This window comes from Salinicola rhizosphaerae (assembly GCF_014652715.1).
Lineage (GTDB): Bacteria > Pseudomonadota > Gammaproteobacteria > Pseudomonadales > Halomonadaceae > Salinicola > Salinicola rhizosphaerae.
Genome location: NZ_BMZI01000004.1, coordinates 262,884 through 288,338, shown reverse-complemented (window position 1 = coordinate 288,338; position 25,455 = coordinate 262,884). Strand labels below are relative to the sequence as shown.

General features: G+C 58.9%; 28 protein-coding genes. 12 read left to right on the top strand and 16 right to left on the bottom strand.

The features are described 5' to 3' along the window. Positions 1–63 precede the first annotated feature (63 nt). Together IE125_RS10070 and IE125_RS10065 are read right to left on the bottom strand one after the other, a co-directional pair. Positions 64–1,386 carry a dicarboxylate/amino acid:cation symporter gene (locus IE125_RS10070; RefSeq protein ID WP_189444531.1) on the bottom strand — a complete coding sequence of 441 codons (1,323 nt, stop codon included), beginning with the start codon at positions 1,384–1,386 and terminating at the stop codon, positions 64–66. A 207-nt stretch (positions 1,387–1,593) separates the two neighbouring features. After that, the gene (locus IE125_RS10065; RefSeq protein ID WP_189444530.1) at positions 1,594–2,349 is read right to left on the bottom strand and encodes an SDR family oxidoreductase; all 756 of its coding nucleotides are present in this window, start codon (positions 2,347–2,349) and stop codon (positions 1,594–1,596) included. Between the two features lie 138 nt (positions 2,350–2,487). On the opposite strand from IE125_RS10065, the gene IE125_RS10060 reads away from it, so the two are divergent. Continuing rightward, the gene (locus IE125_RS10060; RefSeq protein WP_189444529.1) at positions 2,488–3,390 is read left to right on the top strand and encodes a LysR family transcriptional regulator; all 903 of its coding nucleotides are present in this window, start codon (positions 2,488–2,490) and stop codon (positions 3,388–3,390) included. A 69-nt stretch (positions 3,391–3,459) separates the two neighbouring features. Here IE125_RS10060 and IE125_RS10055 read toward each other — a convergent pair whose 3' ends face one another. Beyond that, the gene (locus tag IE125_RS10055) at positions 3,460–4,383 is read right to left on the bottom strand and encodes a helix-turn-helix transcriptional regulator (RefSeq protein WP_189444528.1); all 924 of its coding nucleotides are present in this window, start codon (positions 4,381–4,383) and stop codon (positions 3,460–3,462) included. A 127-nt stretch (positions 4,384–4,510) separates the two neighbouring features. Here IE125_RS10055 and IE125_RS10050 point away from each other — a divergent pair, with 127 nt between their 5' ends. Both IE125_RS10050 and IE125_RS10045 read left to right on the top strand, forming a co-directional pair. Further along, positions 4,511–5,398, top strand: a complete 888-nt coding sequence (locus tag IE125_RS10050; RefSeq protein ID WP_189444527.1) for an SDR family oxidoreductase — start codon at positions 4,511–4,513, stop codon at positions 5,396–5,398. Positions 5,399–5,960: 562 nt separating this feature from the next. After that, positions 5,961–6,371, top strand: a complete 411-nt coding sequence (locus tag IE125_RS10045) for a hypothetical protein (protein ID WP_189444526.1) — start codon at positions 5,961–5,963, stop codon at positions 6,369–6,371. 30 nt (positions 6,372–6,401) lie between these two features. Here the strand turns inward: IE125_RS10045 and IE125_RS10040 are convergent, their stop codons facing one another. Further along, positions 6,402–6,563 (bottom strand): DUF2256 domain-containing protein, encoded by a 162-nt coding sequence (locus IE125_RS10040; protein ID WP_189444525.1) that lies wholly within the window; start codon positions 6,561–6,563, stop codon positions 6,402–6,404. Positions 6,564–6,679: 116 nt separating this feature from the next. Between IE125_RS10040 and IE125_RS10035 the strand changes: the two genes are divergently transcribed. From IE125_RS10035 to IE125_RS10020, 4 genes are all read left to right on the top strand, one after another. After that, a complete protein-coding gene (locus tag IE125_RS10035; RefSeq protein WP_229809035.1) occupies positions 6,680–7,267 on the top strand; it encodes a biotin transporter BioY in 588 nt (195 codons plus the stop codon). Next, the gene (locus tag IE125_RS10030; RefSeq protein ID WP_189444523.1) at positions 7,264–7,725 is read left to right on the top strand and encodes a DUF1284 domain-containing protein; all 462 of its coding nucleotides are present in this window, start codon (positions 7,264–7,266) and stop codon (positions 7,723–7,725) included. The genes IE125_RS10035 and IE125_RS10030 overlap by 4 nt, the downstream gene beginning before the upstream one ends. Before the next feature lie 236 nt (positions 7,726–7,961). After that, positions 7,962–8,414: a DUF2231 domain-containing protein gene (locus IE125_RS10025; RefSeq protein WP_189444522.1), complete on the top strand. Its 453-nt coding sequence runs from the start codon at positions 7,962–7,964 to the stop codon at positions 8,412–8,414. Then, a complete protein-coding gene (locus IE125_RS10020) occupies positions 8,411–9,709 on the top strand; it encodes a PQQ-dependent sugar dehydrogenase (RefSeq protein WP_189444521.1) in 1,299 nt (432 codons plus the stop codon). Before IE125_RS10025 ends, IE125_RS10020 begins: the two co-directional genes overlap by 4 nt. A gap of 11 nt (positions 9,710–9,720) precedes the next feature. On the opposite strand, the gene IE125_RS10015 is transcribed toward IE125_RS10020, so the two are convergent. The 3 genes from IE125_RS10015 to IE125_RS10005 form a co-directional block, all read right to left on the bottom strand. Next, entirely contained in the window at positions 9,721–10,614 is an 894-nt protein-coding gene (locus tag IE125_RS10015; RefSeq protein WP_189444520.1) for a LysR family transcriptional regulator, read from the bottom strand. Between the two features lie 4 nt (positions 10,615–10,618). Further along, the gene (locus IE125_RS10010) at positions 10,619–11,137 is read right to left on the bottom strand and encodes a hypothetical protein (protein WP_189444519.1); all 519 of its coding nucleotides are present in this window, start codon (positions 11,135–11,137) and stop codon (positions 10,619–10,621) included. Positions 11,138–11,293: 156 nt separating this feature from the next. Beyond that, positions 11,294–12,316, bottom strand: a complete 1,023-nt coding sequence (locus IE125_RS10005) for an NADP-dependent oxidoreductase (RefSeq protein ID WP_189444518.1) — start codon at positions 12,314–12,316, stop codon at positions 11,294–11,296. Between the two features lie 121 nt (positions 12,317–12,437). On the opposite strand from IE125_RS10005, the gene IE125_RS10000 reads away from it, so the two are divergent. The 4 genes from IE125_RS10000 to vapC all read left to right on the top strand — a co-directional run bounded on the left by IE125_RS10000 (position 12,438) and on the right by vapC (position 14,253). Then, positions 12,438–12,989: a TetR/AcrR family transcriptional regulator gene (locus IE125_RS10000; RefSeq protein WP_189444517.1), complete on the top strand. Its 552-nt coding sequence runs from the start codon at positions 12,438–12,440 to the stop codon at positions 12,987–12,989. 126 nt (positions 12,990–13,115) lie between these two features. After that, positions 13,116–13,286 (top strand): hypothetical protein, encoded by a 171-nt coding sequence (locus tag IE125_RS09995; RefSeq protein ID WP_229809034.1) that lies wholly within the window; start codon positions 13,116–13,118, stop codon positions 13,284–13,286. A 299-nt stretch (positions 13,287–13,585) separates the two neighbouring features. Next, positions 13,586–13,840, top strand: coding sequence for a type II toxin-antitoxin system VapB family antitoxin (gene vapB / locus IE125_RS09990; protein ID WP_189444516.1), 255 nt, complete (start codon positions 13,586–13,588; stop codon positions 13,838–13,840). Then, on the top strand, positions 13,840–14,253 hold the full coding sequence (gene vapC, locus IE125_RS09985; protein ID WP_189444515.1) for a type II toxin-antitoxin system tRNA(fMet)-specific endonuclease VapC: 414 nt from the start codon (positions 13,840–13,842) through the stop codon (positions 14,251–14,253). Before vapB ends, vapC begins: the two co-directional genes overlap by 1 nt. Before the next feature lie 52 nt (positions 14,254–14,305). Here vapC and IE125_RS09980 read toward each other — a convergent pair whose 3' ends face one another. The 9 genes from IE125_RS09980 to guaB all read right to left on the bottom strand — a co-directional run bounded on the left by IE125_RS09980 (position 14,306) and on the right by guaB (position 23,657). Then, entirely contained in the window at positions 14,306–14,782 is a 477-nt protein-coding gene (locus tag IE125_RS09980; RefSeq protein ID WP_189444514.1) for a LabA-like NYN domain-containing protein, read from the bottom strand. Between the two features lie 136 nt (positions 14,783–14,918). Continuing rightward, positions 14,919–15,950, bottom strand: a complete 1,032-nt coding sequence (locus tag IE125_RS09975) for a methionine synthase (RefSeq protein WP_189444513.1) — start codon at positions 15,948–15,950, stop codon at positions 14,919–14,921. A 26-nt stretch (positions 15,951–15,976) separates the two neighbouring features. Continuing rightward, a complete protein-coding gene (locus tag IE125_RS09970) occupies positions 15,977–16,960 on the bottom strand; it encodes a DUF1852 domain-containing protein (protein WP_189444512.1) in 984 nt (327 codons plus the stop codon). 413 nt (positions 16,961–17,373) lie between these two features. Then, positions 17,374–17,670: a hypothetical protein gene (locus IE125_RS09965; RefSeq protein WP_189444815.1), complete on the bottom strand. Its 297-nt coding sequence runs from the start codon at positions 17,668–17,670 to the stop codon at positions 17,374–17,376. Further along, on the bottom strand, positions 17,657–19,531 hold the full coding sequence (locus IE125_RS09960; protein WP_189444511.1) for a hypothetical protein: 1,875 nt from the start codon (positions 19,529–19,531) through the stop codon (positions 17,657–17,659). The genes IE125_RS09965 and IE125_RS09960 overlap by 14 nt, the downstream gene beginning before the upstream one ends. A gap of 229 nt (positions 19,532–19,760) precedes the next feature. Continuing rightward, complete coding sequence (locus IE125_RS19490; RefSeq protein ID WP_444544486.1) at positions 19,761–19,994, bottom strand: plasmid mobilization protein; 234 nt, start codon at positions 19,992–19,994, stop codon at positions 19,761–19,763. 11 nt (positions 19,995–20,005) lie between these two features. After that, positions 20,006–20,215, bottom strand: coding sequence for a type I toxin-antitoxin system ptaRNA1 family toxin (locus IE125_RS09950; RefSeq protein WP_189444791.1), 210 nt, complete (start codon positions 20,213–20,215; stop codon positions 20,006–20,008). A 152-nt stretch (positions 20,216–20,367) separates the two neighbouring features. Further along, positions 20,368–21,942, bottom strand: coding sequence for a glutamine-hydrolyzing GMP synthase (gene guaA, locus IE125_RS09945; protein ID WP_189444510.1), 1,575 nt, complete (start codon positions 21,940–21,942; stop codon positions 20,368–20,370). A 245-nt stretch (positions 21,943–22,187) separates the two neighbouring features. Continuing rightward, positions 22,188–23,657, bottom strand: a complete 1,470-nt coding sequence (guaB, locus tag IE125_RS09940; RefSeq protein WP_189444509.1) for an IMP dehydrogenase — start codon at positions 23,655–23,657, stop codon at positions 22,188–22,190. A 295-nt stretch (positions 23,658–23,952) separates the two neighbouring features. Between guaB and xseA the strand changes: the two genes are divergently transcribed. After that, positions 23,953–25,332: an exodeoxyribonuclease VII large subunit gene (gene xseA / locus IE125_RS09935; protein ID WP_189444508.1), complete on the top strand. Its 1,380-nt coding sequence runs from the start codon at positions 23,953–23,955 to the stop codon at positions 25,330–25,332. Positions 25,333–25,455 lie beyond the last annotated feature (123 nt).

The following is a 25,455-nucleotide window of genomic DNA, read 5'->3' as shown; positions in this document are numbered from 1 at the left end:
ATGTTGTCTTCAGCAACGAAGAAAGCCAGCCCGAGAGCTGGCTTTCGCGAACGTCTTCTTGGTTCAAGCGAGCGGCGAATCCACCTTAACCAGCGCACCCTCGTCCGGCTCAGCTGCCGCAGGATGCTGGCCGAGCGCATTCCGGAGGCGGTCGCGATCCAGCTCTTTCTCCCAGCGAGCGACGACGATGGTCGCGACGCCGTTGCCGATGAAGTTGGTGATCGCGCGGCACTCGCTCATGAAGCGGTCGACACCGAGGATCAGTACCATCGCCGTCACCGGAATCGTCGGTACGACGGCCAGCGTCGCGGCTAACGTGATGAAACCGGCGCCGGTGACACCGCTCGCTCCCTTGGAGGTCAGCATCGCGACCAGCAGCAGGGTCAGTTGCTGCGTCAACGTCAGGTCGATATTGGTCGCCTGTGCCAGGAACAGCACCGCCAGCGTCATGTAGATGTTGGTGCCATCCAGATTGAACGAGTAGCCGGTTGGCACAACCAGACCGACGACCGACCGCGAGCAGCCAGCCTTCTGCAGTTTCTCCATCAGCTGCGGCAGCGCCGCTTCCGATGAACTGGTCCCCAACACGATCAGCAGTTCTTCACGGATATAGCGCAGGTAGCGCAGCAGACTGAACCCCGTCAGCCGGCAGATGGTACCGAGCACGATCAGAATGAACGCCGCGGCAGTGACATAGAACGCGCCAACCAACTGCGCCAGCTGACTGAGAGACCCGATACCGTACTTGCCGACGGTGAAGGCGATCGCGCCGAAAGCCCCCAGCGGCGCCAGCCGGGTGACGAAGTGCACGAGCTTGAAGAACATCGCGGAAGCGTGCTCGATACCGCGCAGCATCGCCGATCCGCGCTCACCGAGCGCCGCCAGCGCCGCACCGCTCAGCACCGAAATCAGCAGGATCTGAAGAATATTGCCTTCCGTGAAAGGACTCAGGAACGTATCCGGGATGATGCCGAGCAGGAAATCGACGACGCCATGGCCCTGCTGCGCCGCCCCGGTGTACTGAGCGATGGCACTCGCATCCAGCGTCGTCGGGTCGACGTTCAGACCGGCGCCCGGCTTGAGCAGGTGCCCCGCCAGCAGGCCGATCACCAGTGCCAGCGTCGAGACGATCTCGAAGTAGATCAGCGCCTTGCCACCGACGCGGCCGACCTTTTTCATGTCGCCCATGCCGGCGATACCGGTAACGACGGTACAGAAGATGATCGGCGCGATCAGCATCTTGATCAGATGGATGAAGGCATCGCCGAGCGGTTTCAGCGCCGTACCCAGCTCGGGATAGAAATGACCGACGCCGATACCGATGACGATGGCCGTCAGCACCTGAATGTACAGCACCTTGTAAAAAGGTTGCCGGGAAAGTGTCATGGAAGCAGACCTCGCTGGTCCAGGTTCGCCGGAGGGCGATAGCGGGCGCCATGGAGGACATGGCGCTCAGACATTGCCGGCTACGGAGGGCGCAGCCGGCGGTCGCTGCGAAAGCGAATCACAGTGGAGCGGAAATTAGAGCCAGCGGGGAGTGCTCACTATACGACCTTGGTCGAAAAACGGCCTTTTGAAAGTATTGAAATCGGCTCAGACCATACCGCCGTTGGCACGCAGGATCTGTGCATTGACCCAGCGCCCCTGGGGCCCGGCGAGAAACGAGACGACGTCAGCGATCTCCTGCGGTTCGCCGATACGCTCGAACGGCGACATCGAGGCGATGTTCGCGACCAGCTCATCACTTTTGCCCTCATAAAAGAGCTCGGTGCCGACCGGCCCCGGCGCGACGGCGTTGACGTCGATCTCGCGGCCGCGCAGCTCGTTGGCCAGCACCTTGACCAGCCCCTCGACGCCGGCCTTGCTGGCGATATAGGCGCCGTAGCCGGGAAATGACTTGCCCAGTACCGAAGAAGAAAAGGCGATGATGCGCCCGCCGGCCTCGAGCACTTCCGCCGCCTTGGCCATCACCAGCCAACTGCCGCGCAGATTGGTGGAGAGCGTGCGATCGAGCACCTCGACGTTGGCCATGGTCATCTCCGCCATCTCCATGCGACCGGCGTTGTTGACCACCACGTCGACCCGTCCGAGGGTCTCTCGAGTCTCGGCGAACAGTCGCTCGACAGCGTCGGCATCGGCGATATCCCCCTGCAGCGCGATGGCCCGGCCACCAAGCTTCTCGATCTCGTCGACGACCTGACCAGCCATTTCAGCATTGCCGGCGTAGTTGACGACGACAGCGAATCCGTCGGCGGCCAGTTTCAGCGCAATCTCCCGACCGATACCGCGAGAGGCGCCAGTCACGATGGCGACTTTATTGGCGTCGTCTTTCTGTGCGTGATTCGTCATATCGATTCTCCATCGAAAGGTGAATAGTTCCACGTAACGCTTCGCAGTATGGCGTTTCCTGACAATGGATAAATTCGCTAATCTGAGAACACTATTCACTCAGCCATAACAATTATCACCATTGGGAGGACGGTCGATATGGATCGGTTCGACGCCATGACGCTGTTCGTGAGAATCGTCGAGAGCGGGAGTTTCACCCGAGCCGCCAACGCACTGGAGATACCGCGCGCCACCGCCACGCTGGCGATACAGCAGCTGGAGTCGCGTCTTGGCGTACGTCTGCTGGCACGCACCACCCGCAAGGTCCGACCGACACCGGAAGGCGAGGCCTATTTCGAGCGTTGCGTGCAGCTTCTGGCCGAGCTCGAAGAGGCGGAGGCGGTTCTGAAGCCCGTGGCGGACAATCCGCGCGGCGTGCTGAGGATCGAGATGCATGGCACCCACGCCAGCCGCCTCGTGCTGCCGAATCTCTACGCGTTTCATCAACGCTATCCGCATCTGGAGATCGTGCTGACCACCGGAGACCGCCGCGTCGATCTGGTCGGCGAGGGCATCGACTGCGCGGTGCGCAGCGGCACACCGCAGGACTCGACGCTGGTGTCTCGTCATCTCGCCACGCTCGAGCAGGTGATTTGCGCAAGCCCCGCTTACCTCGAGCGCATGGGCACACCGACGGCGCCCGAGGATCTGGCAAGGCACCACGGCATCCGTTTCGTCTCCGGCTTCAACGCCCCGGATACGACGCTCGACCTGATCGTGGAAGGCGAAGCACGTTTTTTTCCTACCGAAGGATGGCTTACCGTCAATGACGCCGAGAGCTATCTGGCGGCCGCGCTGGCGGGTTTCGGGCTCATCCAGCTACCGCGTTTTCGTCTCGAATCCGAACTCGCCGACGGGCGACTGGTTTCACTGCTCGAGGCGTGGGCGAAACCCGCCATGCCGGTCAACGTCGTCTATCCCCAGCGGCGGCAACTTTCACCACGCGTGAGGGTCTTCGTGGATTGGTTGGCAGCGCTCTACGCCGAACGCTTTCCTGCCTGATATCGCCTACCCGCCGGCTGCCTGCTTCCGAAATGCCCGTCAGCATGGTGCCCGTTATCGTCGTGCCCGTTATCGAAGCGTCGTTTTCGCTGTCATCAGCTCGCGAATCCGATCGGCGTCCGACCGGGAGACCGGGTTATAGACGATCATTCCGAGATCGAGGCGACCATCGACCGCGAAGGTCGAGAACTCCATGGCGATGTTGCCGAGCTGAGGGTGATTGAGACGCTTGATGCCATCCCCCTGGCCCTGAATATCCTGATCTCGCCACATTTCCGCGAAGCTCCGGCTTGCGTGACACAGCTCATCCACCAGCGGCTTGATGGCCGCATCGGCGCCGGCCCGCACGGCATCGGCGCGAAACGCTGCGACCACGAATCGGGCAACGCTTTCCCAGTTCTCCTGTACGGCACGTGCCTGAGGATCGAGAAAGATCGCGCGCAGAATGTTGCGCTCACTCGGCGGATAAGCGGCGTAATCCTTGAGCACGACGGTGGCGGCGCGATTCCACGCCACCACATCCCAGGTTGCCGTTCGAATCAGGGCCACGCTGGGCTCGAGCGCGTCCAGGACACGCTGCAGCCGGGGTGAAATCCCGCGCGTTTCCCGATAGTGCGCCTCCGGCGGGTGCCCCAGCCCGATCAGGAAAAGATGTTCACGCTCGGCGTCCGTCAGCATCAGCGCCTCGGCAATGCGCGCCAATACTTCCGCCGAAGGCCCGCCACCGCGCCCTTGCTCCAGCCAGGTATACCAGGTCGCGCTGATACTGGCGCGCTGTGCGACCTCCTCCCGACGCAGCCCCGGTGTGCGGCGACGATGCTGGGGGTAGCCCAGCGCGGCAGAGTCGATTCGCATGCGCCGATCTTTGAGATAGGCAGCCAGCCGGTTGTGCTGTTCGCCCGCTTGCCGACTGTTCTGGCCGCTCTCCTGGCGACTGTTCTGGCCGCTCTCCTGGCGAGCGTCCCGGCCGCTCTCTTGAGCGATTTTCTGCATGGAGATCCCGATCCTGTTGATTCTTATACCCGGATAATCTCACGTCTTTAACAGGATGTAGAAGTTGTCAGACTGCCATTGCGCCGTGGCAACGGCCACGACAGCCCGCTTCTCAGGAGACTTCATCATGCGCATATTCGTAACCGGTGCCACCGGATTCATTGGCTCGGCAGTGACACGGGAGCTGATCGACGCCGGCCACGAGGTCGTTGGCCTTGCTCGGTCCGAGGCTGGGGCCGCCGCCCTGCGAACAGCGGGCGCAAAGCCGCTGCTAGGCAGTATCGAACAGAGCGATATGCTCCAGCGCGCCGCTGACGCTGCCGATGGAGTCATTCATCTGGCGTTCAATCATGACTTCACGCGCTATGTGCAGAATTGCGAAGACGACCGTCGCGTGATCGCCACGCTAGGCCAGGCGCTGGCCGGGTCTCGCCGCCCCTTGATCGTGACTTCCGGTGCCGGGCTGATCCCCTGCTCCGTCGAGAAACCCGCCACAGAAGAAGACCCCGCGCCTGACTCGTCCGTGGTGCCGCGAGCGGCCTCGGAGGAAGCCGCCCGCGCGGCGGCCGACGACGGCGTCAATGCCTCGATCGTGCGCTTGGCCCAGATACATGACGCATCGCGCCAGGGGCTGATCAGCTTCGTCATCGCACTGGCCAGAGAAAAAGGCGTGGCTGCCTATGTGGACCGGGGCGATCAGCGCTGGGCAGCCGCCCCAGTTGCAGACACGGCACAGCTTTTCCGGCTGGCACTAGAGCAGGCCGAACCGAGAGCGGTATACCATGCCGTCACCGAGGAAGGCGTTGCGCTTCGCGAGATTACCGAAGCCTACGCTCGGCGACTCGCCCTGCCGACGACCTCGATACCGGCCAGTGAGGCGCAGGCGCACTTCGGCTGGCTCGCCCATTTCGTGCAGCAGGATATGATTGCTTCGAGCCGAATGACGCGCACTCGCCTGAGCTGGGCGCCAACCGGACCTCGTCTGCTCGAGAATCTTGCCAGGCTCGAGGTCTAGTCCCTCGCCATGGGCAGAGCGATCACTCGGTCAGCGCACGATCATTCAGGCTCTGCTCAATTCCCGAGCGACGCTCAAAGGTCGAACGGCAGCGTTCGTGACAAGCCGCTATCGGGCACAACGGGCCGCCACACTGAACGGGTAAAAAGCAAGAAAAGCATGAAAAACGAGGGCAAAACGTCGCCATCAGGCCGAAAAAAGCCCTGATTTTAAGCGCCCAATAGCGCCCTTCCGACCTCGCTTTTCCATCGATGGCACAGCGCCGGCTTCATCGATGGACTCTAATAGATTGATTTTTAATGCATTAGGAAATTTGCTTGCTGACAGCAATTTGCACAGTGATATATACGACTAAACAAATAGTGACTTGGTCAAAAACCCTAACTAAAGTTCGCTTCCGCCGAGTCGATACCTAAACGGTCATTCAACTTCGGCTGGATGCGGAATCGTCTCGATCTCTCCGACGGGCCTTAGAAGCGCCCCTCTGATATCGCGCAGGACGGCTCTGCAATGCACCCGTCACGCGGCACTGACTGCTGCCGATTTCAGAGGAAAACACATCATGAAACACCTTACGCTCGCACTCGGTGCCGCTCTTACGGCCATTGCACTCACCGGTTGCGCCTCGACTCGCGGCCCCGGTCTGGGTACCGCGCTGGATGCCGGTACCACCGCTTACGCGCTGGATCATGGCTACGAAGAAGCCAACCCGCTTCTGTCACCCATTGGCGATCCCTACCTTTCTGCACTGGCAGTCATCGGTGTCAAACAGGGCATCAAGTACTCGCTTCATGAGTACGCCGGCCTAAGTCAGGACTGTGCTCATTACGGCGTCGAGACCGCAGCGATGAGTGCCGGCGGCTGGAATCTGGCAATTCTCGCGGGCGCCGCCAGCGGGCCAGGTTTGATCGTCGGTCTGCTGTTCGGCGCGGGTTACTGGATCTTCAACGACGGCGGAGAGGCGTGTCGCTGATTGACGCTTGATCGGCGGACGGGATTGGCCTCATTCGCGTCCGCCGTTCGATGCAGCTCCACGCTGCCGGCGACAGCGTTCGGAGCAGTAGATCACGCTCTCCCAGTCTCGCGCCCACTTCTTTCGCCAGGTGAAATCACGGCCGCAGACGGGACAGGTCTTGGTAGGGAGATTCGGCTTACGATGGCTCATGGGGTCGAAGTGTAGTCGACTTGAGTTCAGGTTACCGGTGAGGCAAAGTTGCGCAGTCAACTTTTCAAAATCAAAAAGGTAACAGAAACATGAGTAGCCTCTCACGAACGCCATCCATGACCGCGGCCGCTCCGCTTGATCTGTCGCGGCGCTCACCGGCCTTTAAAACCGCCGCTGTTCTGGCTGGCTCTCTGTTCCTGACGCTCTGCTCCTATATTCAGGTGCCGATGGTGCCGGTGCCGGTAACGCTACAGACGTTCGGCGTGCTGCTGGTCGGCGCACTCTTTGGCTGGCGCCTGGGGGCGTTGACGATTCTGGCCTGGTTTGGCGAAGCCGCCATCGGGCTTCCCGTACTGGCCGGCGGCAAGAGTGGCTGGATCGCGTTCGTCGGTCCGACCGCCGGCTATCTCTTCTCCTACCCCCTATGTGCGGCCCTGGCCGGATGGTGGGTCGAAAAACGCTGGCGCCGTCGGCTGCCGCTCGCTTTTACCGGCATGGCACTTGCCAGCCTGCTCTGCCTGGCATCCGGCGCGGCCTGGCTCTCGCTCTCGATTGGCTTGGAAAAGGCAATAGCGCTCGGCGTCACCCCGTTTCTGCTCGGCGATCTGCTGAAATCCGCGCTAGTGGCCGTTTCTCTCAAATTGATCGCGGAAAGCGTCGAAACCCGTCGCCGTGGCCGGCAGGATGATCAGGGCCAAGCGTGACGATAAAGCTGCGTGCCCACCATCTGCTTTGTCTGCTGACCTACGTCGGCAAGGGATACAGCGAGGCGTTCATCGCCAATTACGACGCCATTGCCGAACGGCTCTCTCACGGAGAGCCGATTCGATTGGTCGAGGGGCCGGATGACATCTGCGCCCCACTGCTCTCCAGCGACAACGGCGAAGCCCCGCACTGCCTGCGCGCCAGTATCGACAGTCGCGATGCAGCCGCTCGGCAGGCACTCGAGCGCCTGCTTGTCCGACCGCTATCTCGCGGCGAAACGCTGTCGCTCGACGCCAAGTTGCTGACGCAGTTACGCCGCGCCTTCGCGAATGGAGAGACGCGCCGCGCCTGCCGAGCGTGTCAGTGGGAAAGCCTTTGCTCGAGCGTCGCCGCGGACGGCTATGTCGAGACTCGGGTGAACGATCGTCGCGGAATACCCCATCAGATCCTGCCGTAACCGCGACCGCCTCACAGCAAAATCGCCCACCGAAGGCTCTGTAACCCCATATTTTTCGCGTTCCGATTCGACGCCACCCGCACGTTAACTACACTCCAGATAATCCGGGGGCTCGCCATTCTGGATGGCAACCGCGCCTTGGACGTTGGTGACCCGAAGACCCCAAGTTTCGCCTGTGCCTCGAAAGGGCCTATGACATCAGGCCTTTTCGCCACATCAGCAACAAGGAGTTAGCCGTGACTGCCATCGCTGACAGACACCCGACTGACGCCGGGATCCATCCCGTCCATGGTCTGATACTTGCCGGGGCCTTTCCGCTCTATCTTGGCGCTGCACTATCGGATTATGCCTACGCCGCCACTTATCAGATCCAGTGGAGCATCTTCGCCTCGTGGCTGCTCGCTGGTGGGCTGGTGTTCAACGGGCTTGCCTTGTTGTTCGCGCTGGTCGACCTGTTCCGGTCCGCAAACAGGGCCCGCGCCCTGCTCTATCTTGGCCTGCTTCTCGCCAGCTGGGTCCTCGGCTTTATCGGCTCGCTGGTACACGCCCGCGACGTCTGGGCCATGATGCCAACCGGCTTCGTTCTTTCGATCGTGGTCGCTGTGCTATCCGGCGTGGCGGTGCTTTTAAGGCTCTCCGCAGGCAACCGATCCGCCCAGCACGCTCCTACCGCGCGAGGTGAAGCATGAGCTTTTTTCGTTTTGTTCTCGCCACGCCTCTCTCACTGCTATTGATGGCACCCACCGCCGAGGCTCAAGAACCCGAGCGGCTTTACGGGCCCAATCCCTCGCTGCCGACCCCACAGCGCGGTTTATTGCCGAACATGGGCGTGCCCGAAAAGGCGCCCTGGAACGGCGACAAACCCACGGTGCCCGATGGGTTCACCATCACGGCCATTGCCACTGACCTCATGGTGCCACGTCAGACGATCATTCTGCCCAACGGCGATATTCTGGTCGCCGAAGGTAGCGGCGGCGGCAACGCGCCGCAGTCGCGTCCCAAGGATTTCATCGCCAGCGTCATCAAATCGAAAGGCACTACTGGCGTCTCCGGAGGAGACCGCCTGACGCTGCTGCACGACGAGAATGGTGACGGCAGCTACGAAAAATCGGTATTTGCCGAAGACCTCAATGCGCCCTACGGCTTGGTGCTGGTCGGCGGCGACCTCTACGTCGCCAACCAGGATTCGCTGGTGCGCTTCGATTACCAGCCCGGACAGACCCGCGCAAGCGGATCACCGGAGCTGGTCACCGAATTGCCGTCGCGAATCAACCATCACTGGACCAAGTCTCTGACCGCCAGCGCCGACGGTGAAACGCTTTACGTCGGTATCGGTTCCAACAGCAACATCACCGAGCGTGGCATGGAAGCGGAGGTGAATCGTGCCGAGATCTGGCAGATCGATACCGAAACCGGCGCGCATAAAACTTATGCCACCGGCCTGCGCAACCCGACAGACCTCACCATCCAGCCGGACACGGGGCAGCTCTGGGCCGTGGTCAACGAGCGTGACGAACTCGGGCCGAACCTGGTGCCGGACTACCTCACTTCGGTAGAAGAAGGTGGGTTCTATGGCTGGCCCTACAGTTACTGGGGACAGAACGTCGATCCCCGCGTGAAACCGGAAAACCCGGCACTGGTGGAGTCCGCCATTGCACCGGACTACAGTCTTGGCTCTCACCGCGCACCACTTGGAGTTGCCTTCTCCAACGACGCTGTCGGTGGAGACTTCACCAACGGCGTCTTCGTTGGCGAGCACGGCAGCTGGAATCGTTCAGACCCGATCGGCTATCAGGTGGTCTTCGTGCCCTTCGAGAATGGCGAACCCGCCGGCGATCCCGTCGATTTTGTCTCCGGCTTTCTCACCGATGATGGGCGCACCCATGGCAGACCGGTCGGCGTGACCGTCGCGCCGGATGGCGCCGTCATCGTTGCCGATGATCTGACCAATGCGGTGTGGCGCGTGACGCGAGACGAAACTTAGCGGCATCGGTTTCAGTCACTCTCATTTTCACGCGCCAGCACATGACGAAACGCCTCGAAAGCCGGCGTGTCGTAGCCTTCGCGCCAGGCCAGCACCGTCGAGACCTGGCCAAGCGGAATCGTCTGGAGATCGTCGAGCGGTGCCAGCGTGCGGTAGACGCTTTCGGGTAGCACGGTGGCGCAGCGGCCGGTACAGGCCAGCGCCACCATGACATGATAGGAAGGCGATTCCTGAATCCGCCACGCCGTCGATGCCGAGATTCCCAGCACCTCCTCCGCGACTCTGCGATAGGTGCAGCCTTGCGGGAACGCGGCCAGCGTGCGCACCGAGACGTCATCCACACAGGGAGCGGATTTGCCGGTATTTGGATGCAGCAGCAGCAGAGACTCATCCCACACCTCGAGAAACTCGAGCCCCAGCGCCGCTCGCGTCTCCGCCAACGGGCTATCGAGACTCGAAGGTGGGAACGCCAGAAACGCGGCGTCGAGCTTGCCGGCGCGAACGTCATCGATCAACTGGATGGAGGGACTGGTGCGCAGCTCGACCGTGAAATCGGAAAACTCGGCATGGAACGCCGCCAGAAGCGCCGGCAAACGGCTCGCGGCGGTGGCCTCCATGCTACCGAGTCGGATCGTCCCCGGCGCCTTTCCCCCGGAAATGACGTGCATCGACTCGTCTCGCAGACTGAGCAGCCTCTCGGCGTAGTCGAGGAACACTTCACCGGAGGCCGAAAGCGCGAAGCGCTTACCCGTTCTCACCAGTAGCGCCGCGCCGAGGCTCGATTCCAGCTTCTGCAAACGCGTCGTCACATTGGACGGGCTTTTGCCCAGTCGTCTGGCAGCGCCCGTAACGCTCAGCTCCCTCGCCACGCAGACGAAGATTCGCAGCGATTCGAAATCTTCCATGGCGTCAGGCCAACGCCTGCTTGATGGCGTCGAGGTCGACCGCCGTGCGCATCTTGAGCGTCGTCGGCTCCAGCTCCTTCTCGGAGAGGCAGTTCAGCCAGGCCCGCTGCGGTCGGGCGCAATAGAAGCGCTTGATGCCATCGCCCAGAAAATCCGTCAGGTCGACGGCGTCACTGGGATAGAGCCTTTCGAAAGCGCTGCGGGCCTGCTCGGCATCCACGACCGCGTATGCCGAACATTGAAGATAGAGGCCCATCAGGTTGTTGGTGCCCCGTGCCCGCGTCGAGTCGTAGAAGGTCAGAAACGCCGCGCCGTTGGCGGCAATATTCTGCGAATGCTCCGCCTGCCGCCAGGAGGACCAGACGAAGTCGAGCTCGGCATTCGGCAGCGCCGTGACCGGCGTGTTCCAGGGGACGTCGTCGCGCGACGTGGCAATGTTGGCGTAGAGGTTTCGCCGCAGGATGTCGGCAGCGCGCTCGGCCAGCGTGGTAGCGTTCGCCGAGGAGATCAGGGAATCGGTCATGGACGCCTCTTGCGTAGCGGTTATCTGACTCAACTTAATTCTCAAAAATAGAACAAAAAATATTTTCATTCTTCAAAAAAGAATATTGATGCCATCCCTGAAACGCAAGCGAGCGAACGAGAGACTTTGGCTGGAGACACGCCCGAGGCGCACGGACTAGCTGACTTCCAGCACGATCTTGCCCTGAATGTGGCCTTCGCCGGCCCGCTCGTGCGCGGCCCTGGCAGCGCTCAAGGGATAGACGCTGTCCAGCACCACGCGAACCGAGCCGTCGTCGAGCAACGCCGCCAACTTCTCGAGCTGAGCGCCGCTGGAGCGGACCTGGGTTGCCGAAACCGTGACACCGCGCTTCTGTGCTGCGTCGGCGCCCTCGAGCCCTAGCGGATAGATCGGGAAAAGCGCGCCGCCCGATTTGATCAGCGGGAGAAACCGGGCCGCCTTTTTGCCACCCACGGCGTCGACGACGAGATCCAGATCGCGAATCTCGTCTTCCGGTGACGTCACGGTGTAATCGATGAAAGCATCAACGCCCAAACCCTCGAGCAGCGCCCGATGACGACCCGAAGCGACGGCGGTCACGTGGGCACCCGCGTTCTTGGCCAACTGGAGCGCGAAGTGACCGACTCCGCCGGCAGCGCCGTTGACCAGTACTCGCCGCCCCGACAGCGGTACCGGGCGGTGCTGGAATGCCTGCAGGGGGTTGGGCACGTCGTGCCCCTGTTCGATCAGGAACTGCCAAGCGGTCAACAACGACATCGGCGCGCCGGCGGCATGCCGATGGTCGAGGCTGGCCGGCTTGCGCGCGATCTCCTGGACGGGAACGCTGACGTACTCGGCGTAGGCGCGGCTATCGCCATACATGCCTTCGGGAAAGCGAACCATGGCGTAGACCTCGTCGCCAACCGCGAAGACCTCCACGTCTTCGGCTACAGCGGCAATGACACCCGAGATATCGGAACCGAGAATGAGCGGAAAGCGCAGCTCTGGCTGCCATTCCGGCGGCAATTCCCGGTAACCCTCACGTAGATACCAATCCGGCGGATTGAGGCCGATGGCGCGAACGCGGACGAGCACCTCTCCTGGCTTCAACGTGGGCAGCGGCACGCCGCTCTCGTAGCGCAACACCTCGGGGCCACCGACTTCATATTGGCGCACGGCGTTCATCGTCTGGGATGACATTGTCTCTCTCCTGGGTCGACGTGATGTTCCCGGCTTCGGGAAAATGGCATAATCGGAACACTGCTCCTAATAATCGGATCACCGATCCGTTTAGTCAAGTTATCCACTTCAGGGAAGCTGCATGCGCGCCGATGCCCAAAAAAACCGCGACACCCTGCTGGCGAGTGCCAGAGCGCTGTTCTTCGAGCAGGAGCAGGAGGCCTCGCTGCGTGACGTGGCCAGGCGAGCAGGCGTCGGAATGGGAACGCTATATCGACATTTCCCGACGCGGGAGGCATTACTCGAAACTCTGCTGAGAGCCGAATTCGACGCGCTGGCACTCAGCGCAGAGACGCTCAACGATGCGGCCAGACCCGATTTGGGGCTGGTTCAGTGGTTGGAGGAGATCATCGATTTCACCTACCGTCACCGCGGCATCATCGCGCCGATGATGGGCGCTATCGAAGACGAGTATTCCGCCCTTCACGAATCCTGCGTCGCGCTGAGGGCGGCAGGCGCGCGACTACTGTCACGGGCCCAGCAGGCGGGCAGTGCCCGCGCCGACATGACCGGCGAGGAGCTGTTCGATCTGATCGCAGCGCTGGCCTGGCTACGCGAACAGCCAGCCCACGCACCGCGCGCCGAGCGGGTATTCCAGATCGTCACCGATGTCATCCTGACCGGGCGCGAGTGAGCCGGATCGAATCGAGCATCGCCATGACCGTGCTCGCCGGATGGCCCGCAATCGTGACGCCATCTGACGCGTTGCCGCCTATCCGCCATGCTGAAGAGTACCAACGCGGACAACGACGGGGATATCATGTCCAAGAAGGCGCAGGCCACGCGACAGACCCTCTCCGACGAAACCGGCAGGCTCGACTATGACATCGAGCCCGCCATCATCGACGCCATCGGCCCGCCGGCGCTGTTTACCGAAGACATGGGTGTAATTCGCGGTCGAAGCCGCCGACCGCCTGAGCCACGATCATGAACTCTTCCGCGAGGACCACGCCCGCGGCGCCTTCGGGCATCTGGACTGGGTGCATCGGTGAGATTACATGTCTGTGCAGCAACCTATCGGTGGCATCAAACAGGTAAGAATTCCTTAGCAGTTCGATTTGCCAGTAGCACTATCGACGGAAAACCTCCCAGTCGAGAACTGTCGAGGATTCCTCGGTAGCTCGCGAGCTATGCCAAGCGTGAGGCGTAATCGCTACGGCTTTGACAACCCAGACGGGCAAGCACAAAATAGGTATATCCTACCGGGATATACCTAAGGAGAGAATGGTTATGAACGCCAAGCTGTTCCTATCGAACAAAAGTCAGGCCGTGCGCCTGCCCAAAGCCGTTGCGTTTCCCGAAGGCGTCTCCGAAGTCACCATTGTCTCGCTCGGTAACAGTCGCCTGATTACGCCTAGCGAAACCAGTTGGGACGATTTTTTTGAGCCCGACGAGCGTTACGCAGTGACTGACGACTTCATGAATGACAACGACACCAACGAAAATCGCGACCAACCAAGACCTCAGCAACGCGAGGCGTTGTGATGCTTCGCTACCTGCTCGATACCAATATCTGCATCTACGTCATCAAGAACCGCCCACCCTCATTGCGCGAGATCTTCAACGCAAACGACGCAAGGCTTTGTATTTCATCAGTAACGCTTGCCGAACTGATTTACGGCGCGGAGAAGTCGGCCAAGCCAGCGCACAATCTCTCGGTCATCGAGAATTTTGCCGCACGGCTCACTGTGCTGGATTTCAATGATGCCGCCGCAAGCCACTTCGGTGAGATTCGTGCCAGCCTGGAGCGGGCAGGTAAGCCTATTGGCGCCTATGACCTGATGATTGCCGCCCATGCCAGAAGCCGAGGGTTGACGGTGGTCACGAACAACGAACGAGAGTTTCACCGAGTTCCGGGATTGGTCGTCGTTAATTGGTTGAATGCGCGTGACGAGTGATAGTGCCTCGATATCAGCGGCGCACTTTCCGACTGCAAGCCATGAATCTGACTCACCCCAGCAGTAGATCGCCCTCGATGGGAATGAACTGGCTGGCGGCCTGGATGAGGGAATTCGCGGTGAGCTGGGGCACGCCGTAGACCTCGACGCGCTTGCCGTGTACCTCGCGAATCCTGCGTGCCAGCAGGTCGAAATCGCCGTCGCCGGAGACCAGCACGATTACGTCCGCCCAAGCGGCGAACTCGATGGCATCGAGCGTGATGCCCACATCCCAGTCGCCCTTGGCGGAACCATCCGCGCGCTGGATGAACGGCTTCAGCTTCACCTCGAAGCCGATCGTCCGCAGCGTGTTCTGGAACCCGCGCTGTTTGGCGTCGCCCCGATCGATGGCGTAGCAACGTGCGGCCACCACCTCGCGATTCGCTGTCGCCTGCGCCCAGAACCGGCGGTAGTCGAACTGTTTGCCGTAGGCGTCGCGCGCGGTGTAGTAGACGTTCTGCGTATCGACGAAGATCGCGACGGTCGTCATGGAGGATGTCTTCCCGAAACAGCGAGAAGCCGGCGACGTCTATCGAGACAGACGTCGCCGGCGAATCTGCCGACAAACCGTGGATGTCCGGCTTCCCGTCGGCGGACTGGAAGACCGTTGACGGATGAGAGGACCGTTAGCGGGCCAGAAGCTCTTGGCGGACGATCTCGGCGCCGGCACTCAAGGCGCTCAGCTTGCCTTGGGCCACCCGGCGAGACAAGGGTGTCATGCCGCAGTTGGTGCAGGGGTAGAGGTTTTCCGCATCGACGAACTGCAGTGCCTTGCGCAGCGTCTCGGCGACTTCTTCCGGCGTCTCGATGGTATTGGTCGCCACGTCGATGGCACCGACCATCACCTTCTTGCCACGAATCAGCTCGATCAGCTCCATCGGCACATGCGAGTTCTGACACTCCAGCGAAACGATGTCGATGTTGGACTGCTGCAGTTTGGGGAAGATTTCCTCGTACTGGCGCCACTCGGACCCCAGGGTCTTCTTCCAATCCGTGTTGGCCTTGATGCCGTAGCCGTAGCAGATGTGCACGCCAGTCTCGCACTCGACGCCTTCGATGGCTTTTTCCAGTGCAGCAATACCCCAGTCGTTCACTTCGTCGAAAAAGACGTTAAACGCCGGCTCATCGAACTGGATGATATCGACACCTGCCGCCGCCAACTCCTTGGCTTCCTGATTCAGCGCCTTGGCAAATTCCCAAGCAAGCTTTTCACGGCTCTTGTAGTGGCCGTCAAAGAGCGTATCGACCATGGTCATCGGCCCCGGCAGTGCCCACTTGATCGGCTGCTGAGTCTGCTGACGCAGAAATGTCGCGTCATCCACGAATACTGGCTTATCGCGCGAAACCGGGCCAACGACCGAGGGCACGCTCGCCTCGTAGCGATCACGAATTTTCACTGTTTCACGTTTTTCGAAATCGACACCGTTCAGGTGCTCGATGAACGTGGTCACGAAATGCTGGCGGGTCTGCTCGCCGTCACTGACGATATCGATTCCGGCCTGCTGCTGGTCGTGCAGAGACACCCGCAGCGCATCCTGCTTACCCTCGACCAGTTCATCGCCTTCCAGCTTCCAGGGCGACCAGAGTTTTTCGGGCTCTGCCAGCCAGGCAGGTTTCGGCAGGCTGCCGGCAGTCGATGTCGGTAACAATTTTTTCATGAAAAACGACCTGAATTCCTGATGAATTAAAGCGAATAATGGGCAGACCAATCTCGGAGAAGTGCCTGGTAGGGCTTGATGAAATGCTCCTCGGTAAACTTGCCCTGCTCGACCGCCAGGCGGCTGCGCTCTTCCCGGTCATACACGATTCGCGTCAGTGAAAAGTCCTGATGCTTCAGGCTGGGCTGATAACGCTGGCCTGCCGGCGAATTGGCGTTGTAGATCTCGGGGCGGTAGATCTTCTGGAACGTCTCCATCGTGCTGATGGCGCTGATCAGCTCCAGATCCGTGTAATCGGAAAGCAGGTCACCGGAGAAATAGAACGCCAGCGGCGCTACCGCATGCGGGGGCATGAAGTACCTGACCTTCATTCCCATCTTGCCGAAGTAGAAGTCCGTCAAGGAGGACTCATCGTTCTCGTACTCGACACCTAAAACGGGGTGCTGATTTTCCGTGCGGCGGTAGACCTTGCTGCTGGAGACGCTGAGGCAGATGACCGGCGGCTTGTCGAAGATCTCCCGATACGCCTCGGAGTTGACGAACAGCTTGAACAGCTTGCCGTGAAGATCGCCAAATCCTTCGGGAATACCAAATTCGGTTCGATCCTTGTTGTGCTCGGAGAGCCACACGCTGAAGTCGTAGTCGCGCACGTAGGAAGAGAAGTTATTCCCCACCATGCCGTCGATACGCTTATCGGTCTGTTTATCGACGATCGTCGTTTTGAGGATCTCGATCGCCGGGAAGGTATCGACCTCCTCTGAGGTGCCGAGACTCAACTCGCCGGTGATGATATCGAGCTCGACCGCGTAACGATCCGCCGTGGGATTGTCCCAGTGTGCCAACGTATTGAAACGATTGGCGATCATCGTCAGCGCATTACGCAGATTCTGCTGACGGCTCTCCCCTCTTGCCAGGTTGGCAAAATTGGTCGTGGCGCGCGTGTTGTCGGCCGGACGATAGTTTTCGTCGAAGCGAATGCGCTTGATATGGAATGTGAAATCTTGGCTCATCGCGAACAAGCACCCTATTGGTCGAGAAAGGCATTGGCGCCACCGTGGCGCGCCAGTGCCCGTCAATTCAGTGTCTGGCGTTCTCGATCAACAGGTTCCGGGATGTCCGTCATCGAGAAGATGAGCACTTTATGCCAGACACGCTGGATGCATGAAAAGCGATAGGTTTTCACCTCATCATGAAATGGGCTCATGATGAGGTATAAGTGACCGAGCCAGTGGGGTTCTCGTGCGCTCGTCTGGACGAACATTCACGTCATCCTATCCCTATATCAAGCTCAAACTCACTCAAGAACCTACAAAAAAGCCTATGCAAATATGGTCTTAATTATACTTTTACCATTTAGTACAGCAAGAATCCAACGTGTAACCCACTCTAATATCAACGAGAACAAAATACATCTAAATAACAGCTAGTTAGAAATGCAAACTTTCTCGATACCATCATCTATACCATGTACAGAATTTTTTTGATTTTTTGCGTCTCGTCGGCGTTTTAGTTCTGCCTTGGCCCAAGCTGAAGATTCCGCCATGTCCTGACGCAGTTCTTCTAGCTCGCCAGGAGAAAGTCGACGTACTGCTGGGCCTTCAGAATCCGCCGTTAAGTTATTTATATCATGTGATTTATTCTCTATTTCTAAACCACGCTCTTTAGTCTCCACCAACCAACTTCCCCCGTAGACCAGAAATAAATTATTAATACTTCCCAATAGAGTCTCGACACCTTTTAATGATAATAGCGTCTTGAGACACTCTGTGATTAATGCTAGATAACCGTGTAAATATAGAATTATCAGCTAGTTTTGACTGACCACTATAGTGGCACAATGCCTTTAACAACCAGCCACCAAGAGATACATAAGCACCACCAGGAACACCATTGTATTCCATGACTGCTCCGGCTACTAATGGCCCAAATGCTCCAGTGAAATCTAAAGCTGCTAAATTTCCTCTATTTCTTTCTATTTGCATGAGTTCTTTTCTAAGTTCATACAATTTTAAACCTAGCTCATCATTACTTAAATTGGAGTACCCTTTCAATATATCAGGGATGGCTCTAAGGCTATTGCTAGTAAGAGCATCATCCAGCTCTAGTACATTCATATCATTATTAATTGCTAAAACATTCTCCAAGAGCATGCTAATTTCAGACTCTCTAATAAACTGAGAGTTGTCAATTACTCCACTATAAAGACCACTAACAGCTTCGCAAGCCGCAACCTCTGAATACTGCTCGGAATCAAATGGAAAGTGATGTGCATTTAATCCTTGAGCAAACTCAAAGCTAGAGCTGGCTGTAGCAAGCTCAATGGATAAATCCTTTCCTTTAGCTTCAAATAGCTTAGTAGCCAAATTAGAAAATCCGGCCCTAAAAACAGAGGCAGCGCCTTCTTTATCTATCATATACTCTAAAAACTGCCATTGTTCAGAAAGAGACTTTGCTAAAAACTTGAGTCCTTCGTTATTAGACCTCGCACAATAATAGAGAAAATCATATTGTTCATCACTTGAAAACGTGGAACCAACAATGCCAGTCTTCTTTTGAACACCCTGAATTGCTGTTGCTGCCAATCGTCTAGAGAATATTATTGAATTCGGGTTTGCCTCTATAATTTCCTGCAATAGGCTTTGCGAGTATCTTGCTAAATTCTGTGGCACAACAAAAAGCAGCCTACCTCTAGTGATAAGCTCCTTTAACTCAAGTGGGTTTATACCAAACATCCCATAAAAATCTCTTTCTTTAGATTTAAATGGCAGCGCTATAACAATCTTCTCATAAAGAGATAAATATACCCTCAAGTTTCTGCGCTCGAATACTGAAGCATCTACGAAGCATTTAGTGCCCCTCAAAAAATCATTAGGCAAATATATATTATTACGATTTACATCATCACCACTAAAAATATTCTTCCTATTTTCAACCCAAAATTCTTCATCTTCCTCGTACCTATCCAAAATATTTCGAGAAAACTGATTTTGAATTAGACCGCTAGCTACAATTTGAAGATTATGTCTAGAGTTAGTATTGAAATCGACTACTCCTGGATAATCACTAATCTCTGGATTGACCTCGAAAATATAATCAAACCCCTGATGACCTAAAGACTCACATATAAGCTGAATCTCTCCTTTCTCATCATTAGTTACTTCATTCTTCAGTACAATTTTAAACTCATTCGCACCCCACTTCATATCAGCATTAAATGGATGATACTTTTTAGGGATGTGAATATTTAACTGATTAATAAACTCATCCATAACAAGCGGCTGACCAAACAAGTGGGATTTTTCGAAAGAGTCTCTAAGTGGAATCTTGATAAAATCAGGAAGCTTTTCACCAACAATGACTACGGGAGGAATCGCTATCGTTCTAAACTCCTCATAGCGATTCTCTAATGCAACCCTCTTTTCTTCATCACCGAGAACCTCTTGAATAACTGCATAAATTCTTTCACCATCTGTATACAATCCTTTATGGGAAAGATGATGCGTCTCGAATCTAAATGACTCATAGTTATTTTTGATGGCATCAACAACAGAAACCGAATAAGGATAACTTATACTAGACAATGCACTCCCTCCCAAAACAAACCTATCCATATTTTTTACGAACATTAATATAGTGAAGCATCTATTTGAGAGCCAGCATTACTGCCTTTTTATAGATCAGACCTCGGCATAGCAATCTTGGTCATGATCTTACCCCTTTTCTCCTGCGTCGCCTCGATCTTACTGAGAACAGCAAGGATTGTTGACTGGCCGAACTGGGCAGTTCGCACGTCATCGGTCAGCCATAGCTTCAATAGGCACCCAAACGGCCAAGCTCGCCATTGATTCGGGCCAACTCCGGGACCTGCTCACAATCGGCCACCCCTTTGATCTTGTAGCCTTGTCCAGCCTCACGCAGATAATGCGCAGCGCTCATGCCTGCTCGCTTTGCTTGCACCTTGATATGTCCCTTTTCCTCGGGTAAGCAGTACACCTTGATAGGTGTACTGCTCTTCCTCGTTATTCGTTTTGTCTTATCGTCCATCGTATTTTGCCTTACCTCCTTGTCACCTGGCGGATAGTGTCCAACGCCTCCTGGAAGTCCTCCGGCGTCACTCGGCCAGTTTCAGCCTGGTAGTACAGGATCGTGAACATATTGGAGACCGCCTCCGCGACTGGCAAAACCTGCCGGGCGGTTTCCTGGTCGATGAACTCCAGGGCGGCCAACTTGATCGCAGCCTGATGAATTGCTTGCTGAACTTCGATGCTATGCGTGGCGCACTATTGCTCCACCAAGTCGCTAGGGATAATTCATTCAGGTTCAATCTAACTAGCTTGGGTAGTGTCAGCTATAAAAAAAGCCCATTAAAATCATGGGCTTTGTATTCATACTGGCATTAGCTAATGATTAGCGACGTTCACTCCCACTCAATCGTCGCGGGCGGCTTGCTGCTGACGTCGTAGGTCACGCGCGATACACCGCTGATCTCGTTGATGATGCGGTTGGAGACTTTCTCCAGTAACTCATACGGCAGATGCGCCCAGCGGGCGGTCATGAAGTCGACGGTTTCGACGGCGCGAATGGCGATGACCCATTCGTAGCGGCGGCCGTCGCCGACAACGCCGACGGATTTGACCGGCAGGAACACAGCAAACGCCTGGCTGGTCTTGTGGTACCAGTCGAAGTTGTGCAGTTCCTCGATGAAGATGGCGTCGGCTTCGCGCAGGATGTCGGCGTACTCTTTCTTCACTTCACCCAGAATGCGCACGCCGAGGCCCGGCCCGGGGAACGGGTGACGGTAGACCATGTCGTACGGCAGGCCGAGTTCGAGACCGAGCTTGCGCACTTCGTCCTTGAACAGTTCGCGCAGCGGTTCGACCAGCTTGAGCTTCATGGTCTCGGGCAGGCCACCGACGTTGTGGTGCGACTTGATCACGTGGGCCTTGCCGGTCTTGCTGGCGGCGGATTCGATCACGTCCGGGTAGATGGTGCCCTGGGCGAGAAACTCGACGCCGTCGATCTTGGCAGCTTCACGGTCGAACACGTCGATGAAGGTGTTGCCGATGATCTTGCGCTTGGCTTCGGGGTCGTTCTCCCCTTCCAGCTTGCCGAGGAACTCGTCCTCGGCATCGACGCGAATGACCTTGACGCCCATATGGCTGGCGAAGGTTTCCATTACCTGGTCGCCTTCGTTCTTGCGCAGCAGGCCGTTGTCGACGAAGACGCAGGTGAGCTGATCGCCGATCGCCTTGTGCAGCAGTGCAGCGACCACGGAGGAATCGACGCCTCCGGAGAGGCCGAGCAGCACGTGGCGGTCGCCGACCTGTTCGCGCACGCGCTCGCTCAGGTCTTCGATGATCTGCGCCGGGGTCCAGAGCTGTTCGGCTTTACAGATATCCAGCACGAAGCGCTCGAGAATGCGCTGGCCCTGCAGGGTGTGGGTCACTTCCGGGTGGAACTGCACGCCGTAGAAGCGTTTTTCCGGCCAGGTCATGGCAGCGATCGGGCAGCTCGGCGTCGAGGCGGTAACGGTAAATTCCGCCGGGGCGCGCGCGACCTTGTCACCGTGGCTCATCCACACGTCCAGCAGCGCGCCGCCGTCGTGGTCGACGTGATCCTTGATGCCGCCGAGCAGGTCGTCTTCCGCCGCCACGCTGATCTGCGCGTAACCGAACTCGCGCTTGTCGGAGCCTTCGGTGGCGCCGCCGAGCTGTTCGGCCATGGTCTGCATGCCGTAGCAGATGCCGAAGACCGGCAGGCCCATCTCGAACACGCAGTCAGGCGCACGCGGCGAGCCGAGTTCGGAGACCGATTCCGGCCCGCCGGAGAGGATGATGCCGTTGGGATTGTATTCGCGGATCTCTTCTTCGGTGATATCGAAGGCGCGGATCTCCGAGTAGACGCCGATCTCGCGCACGCGACGCGCAATCAGCTGCGTGTACTGGGAGCCGAAGTCGAGGATCAGGATCTTGTGCGAATGGATGTCGGTCATCGGATGAGCCCTGGATGTAGTGCTTAAACAAACAGCGGCGCTGTTAGGCGCCGCTGACAAAGCCGGAAATGGCTAGAAACTGTTGCAATGGTTGAGCCCTTGCTGGATAGGCTCGACCACGGAAAGGAACCCTTCGAGCGATGCTCAGGCGAGGCGAACGGCGGCGAGATAGCGGAGTTTACGTGTTTGTAAATGAGCATATCGAGCCGACGTTCAACAAAGCCTGAGCGAGCGCAGATGGTTCATTAAGCGCCGCGGTAATTGGGCGCTTCTTTCGTAATCTGCACATCATGCACGTGGGACTCCACCATGCCTGCGCCGGTCACTTTCACGAACTCCGGCAGCGTGCGCATCTCGTCGATGTCGTGGCAGCCGGTGTAGCCCATGGAGGCGCGCAGACCGCCCATCATCTGGTGGACGATGGCGCTCATCTGGCCCTTGTAAGGCACGCGGCCTTCGATGCCTTCCGGAACCAGCTTCTCGACACCCTCTTCCTTGCTCTGGAAGTAGCGGTCCGAGGAGCCCTGGCTCTGGGACATGGCGCCCATGGAGCCCATGCCGCGATACGCCTTGTAGGTCCGGCCCTGGAACAGCTCGACTTCGCCCGGCGCCTCTTCGGTGCCGGCGAGCATGCTGCCGAGCATGACGGTGCTGGCGCCGGCGACGATGGCCTTGGCGATGTCGCCCGAGTAGCGGATACCGCCATCGGCGATCAGCGGAATGTCGAATGGCTTGAGCGCTTCGGCAACGTTGGAGACGGCGGTGATCTGCAGCACGCCGACGCCGGTGACGACGCGGGTAGTGCAGATGGAGCCGGGCCCGATGCCGACCTTGACCGCGTCCGCGCCGGCTTCGGCGAGCGCGACGGCGGCTTCACCGGTGGCGATGTTGCCGCCGATCACCTGCAGGTCCGGGTAGTGCTCCTTGACCCAGCGCACGCGGTCGATCACGCCCTTGGAGTGGCCGTGGGCGGTGTCGACGACCAACGCATCGACGCCGGCTTCGACCAGCGCCGCGACGCGCTCCGGGGTTTCCGCGCCGGTGCCGACCGCGGCGCCGACCAGCAGGCGGCCATCGGCGTCTTTCGCGGCGTTCGGGTAGGTGCGCGCCTTCTCGATATCACGGACGGTGACCAGACCGCGCAGATGGAAGCTGTCATCGACGACGAGAATCTTCTCGATGCGGTTTTCCTGCAGCTTCGACTTGATCACGTCGAGGCTGGTGCCCTCTTTCACCGTGACCAGCTTGTCACGCGGGGTCATGATCGCTTCGACGGTATCGCTGTGGTCCGGCTGGAAGCGCATGTCGCGACCGGTGACGATGCCGACCAGCGTCTCGCCTTCGACGACCGGGAAGCCGGAGTAGCCGTATTCGTCGGCCATCGCGAGCAGATCCTGCAGCTTGGCGTTCGGACCCACGGTAACCGGGTCCTTGACGATCACGCTCTCGTGCTTCTTGACCTTGCGCACTTCCGCGGCCTGCTGTGAGACGGTCATGTTCTTGTGGATGATCCCGATGCCGCCTTCCTGCGCCATGGCGATGGCCAGACGCGCTTCGGTCACGGTGTCCATGGCGGACGAGAGCAGCGGGATGTTCAGGGTCAGCTTGCGGGTCAGGCGGGATCTGAGGTCGACGTCTCTGGGCAGGACATCCGAGTAGCGGGGTACGAGTAATACGTCATCGAACGTAAGAGCTTCTTGCGCCATACGTAGCATAGTCGGAAACCCAATTTGGCAGGTGGTGAGGGGCCGGTGGCAACGACCGCCGCGAGCCGCGTCGAGAGCGGCCAACCAGCGGGTGCTGCGAAAAGTTAATCGCGCATTATAGTCACTTGGTCGGCTGCGCTCAATGTCGAGTCGGCAGACGTATCGGTTCACTCTCTGACGCGAGCTGCTGGCCGATCCGCGGCCGCGTTCGTGTTAGTCTGGCGCGTGCAGATGACGGTCTCTGCGCTCCCGAACACCGCGCCAACTCTATCATCACCGAATCCCTGGAACGCCGGACCACGCCATGCCCTCCCCGATGCCGCAAGCGATCTCCGTCAGCGACCTCAATCGCCAGGCCCGCCAGATGCTGGAGCGTGGCTTTGGCGACTGCTGGGTCGAGGGAGAAATTTCCGGCCTGGCACGGCCCGCATCCGGCCACATCTACTTCACGCTGAAGGATGCCAAGGCGCAGCTGCGCTGTGCGTTCTTCCGCAACCGAGCAGGCCTTTCTCGTGTGCCGCTGAAGGATGGTGATCGGATCAAGGTGCGCGGCCGGGTCTCGATCTTCGAGCCCCGCGGAGACTATCAGTTGATCGTCGACGCGGTGCAGCCAAGCGGAGAAGGCGAGCTGATGGCCGCCTACGAGCGCCTGAAGCGCCAGCTCGAGACCGAAGGCGTGTTTGCCAACGCCCGCGAGCTGCCCTACCCGCCGCGCCACCTGGCGCTGATCACCTCGCCCACTGGAGCCGCCATCCGCGACGCGCTCGCGGTCCTCGCCGCTCGCTGGCCGATGGTTCGAGTCAGTGTCTTCCCGACGCCGGTGCAGGGCCGCGACGCGTCGCCGGCAATGATCCGCGCGCTGGCGCTAGTCAATCGCCAAGCACGAAGGGATGCCGAAGCCCAAAAAGAGGCGAAAGATCTGGCGATCGAGCCGTTCGATGCGATTCTGATCACCCGCGGCGGCGGTAGCCTGGAGGACCTTTGGGCCTTCAACGACGAGCATCTCGCCCGTGCGATCTTTCATTCCGGCCTGCCGGTGATGGCGGCAGTGGGCCATGAAACTGACTTCACCCTGGCCGAATTCGCCGCCGACGTACGCGCGCCGACGCCTTCGGCTGCCGCCGAACGGCTAGTACCGGATCGCCGTGACCTGGAAGCCACGCTGGCCCAGCAGCGCCGACGTCTCTCTCGCGCGCTGCAGAACCGCCTGGACGGTGAATCTCAGCGGCTCGACCACCTGCGCGCTCGATTGCGCCACCCTGGCGAACGGCTCGCCCGGCAGCGTCAGGATCTCTCGAGCCTGGAACGCCGCCTGCGACTGGCGATGAGCCAGCACCTCAAGAGCGACCGTCAGCAGCTCGATGCCACTGCTCGGCGCCTGTCACTCCACGATCCCTCGCGCACGCTGAGCCAATCCCGAGAGCAGGTCGACCGCCTGCACCAGCGGCTCGAAGCGGCCCAGCAATCACGACTTCGACAGGCTCGACAGCGTCTTGAGAGCGCCGCGCGCGAGCTCAACGCCGTCAGCCCACTCGCTGTGCTGGGCCGGGGCTATTCGATCCTGCAGGATGATTCCGGCCAGATTGTCCGCGCCGCCAGCCAGACGCAGCCAGGACAGACGCTGACCGCCCGCCTTGGCGAGGGCCGCCTGAAGCTGGAAGTGAAACGGCGGCTGAAGCGTTAGGCTCTGTCTGATCAAAAAGCTGACAGCCAAAAGTTACCGCTCGGGAAGAAATTGGACATCGACCGCCTATTTTCGCCAGAAATTACCGATCGGTAATCTTCAGGCGTGCCGGCGCAAAGTATC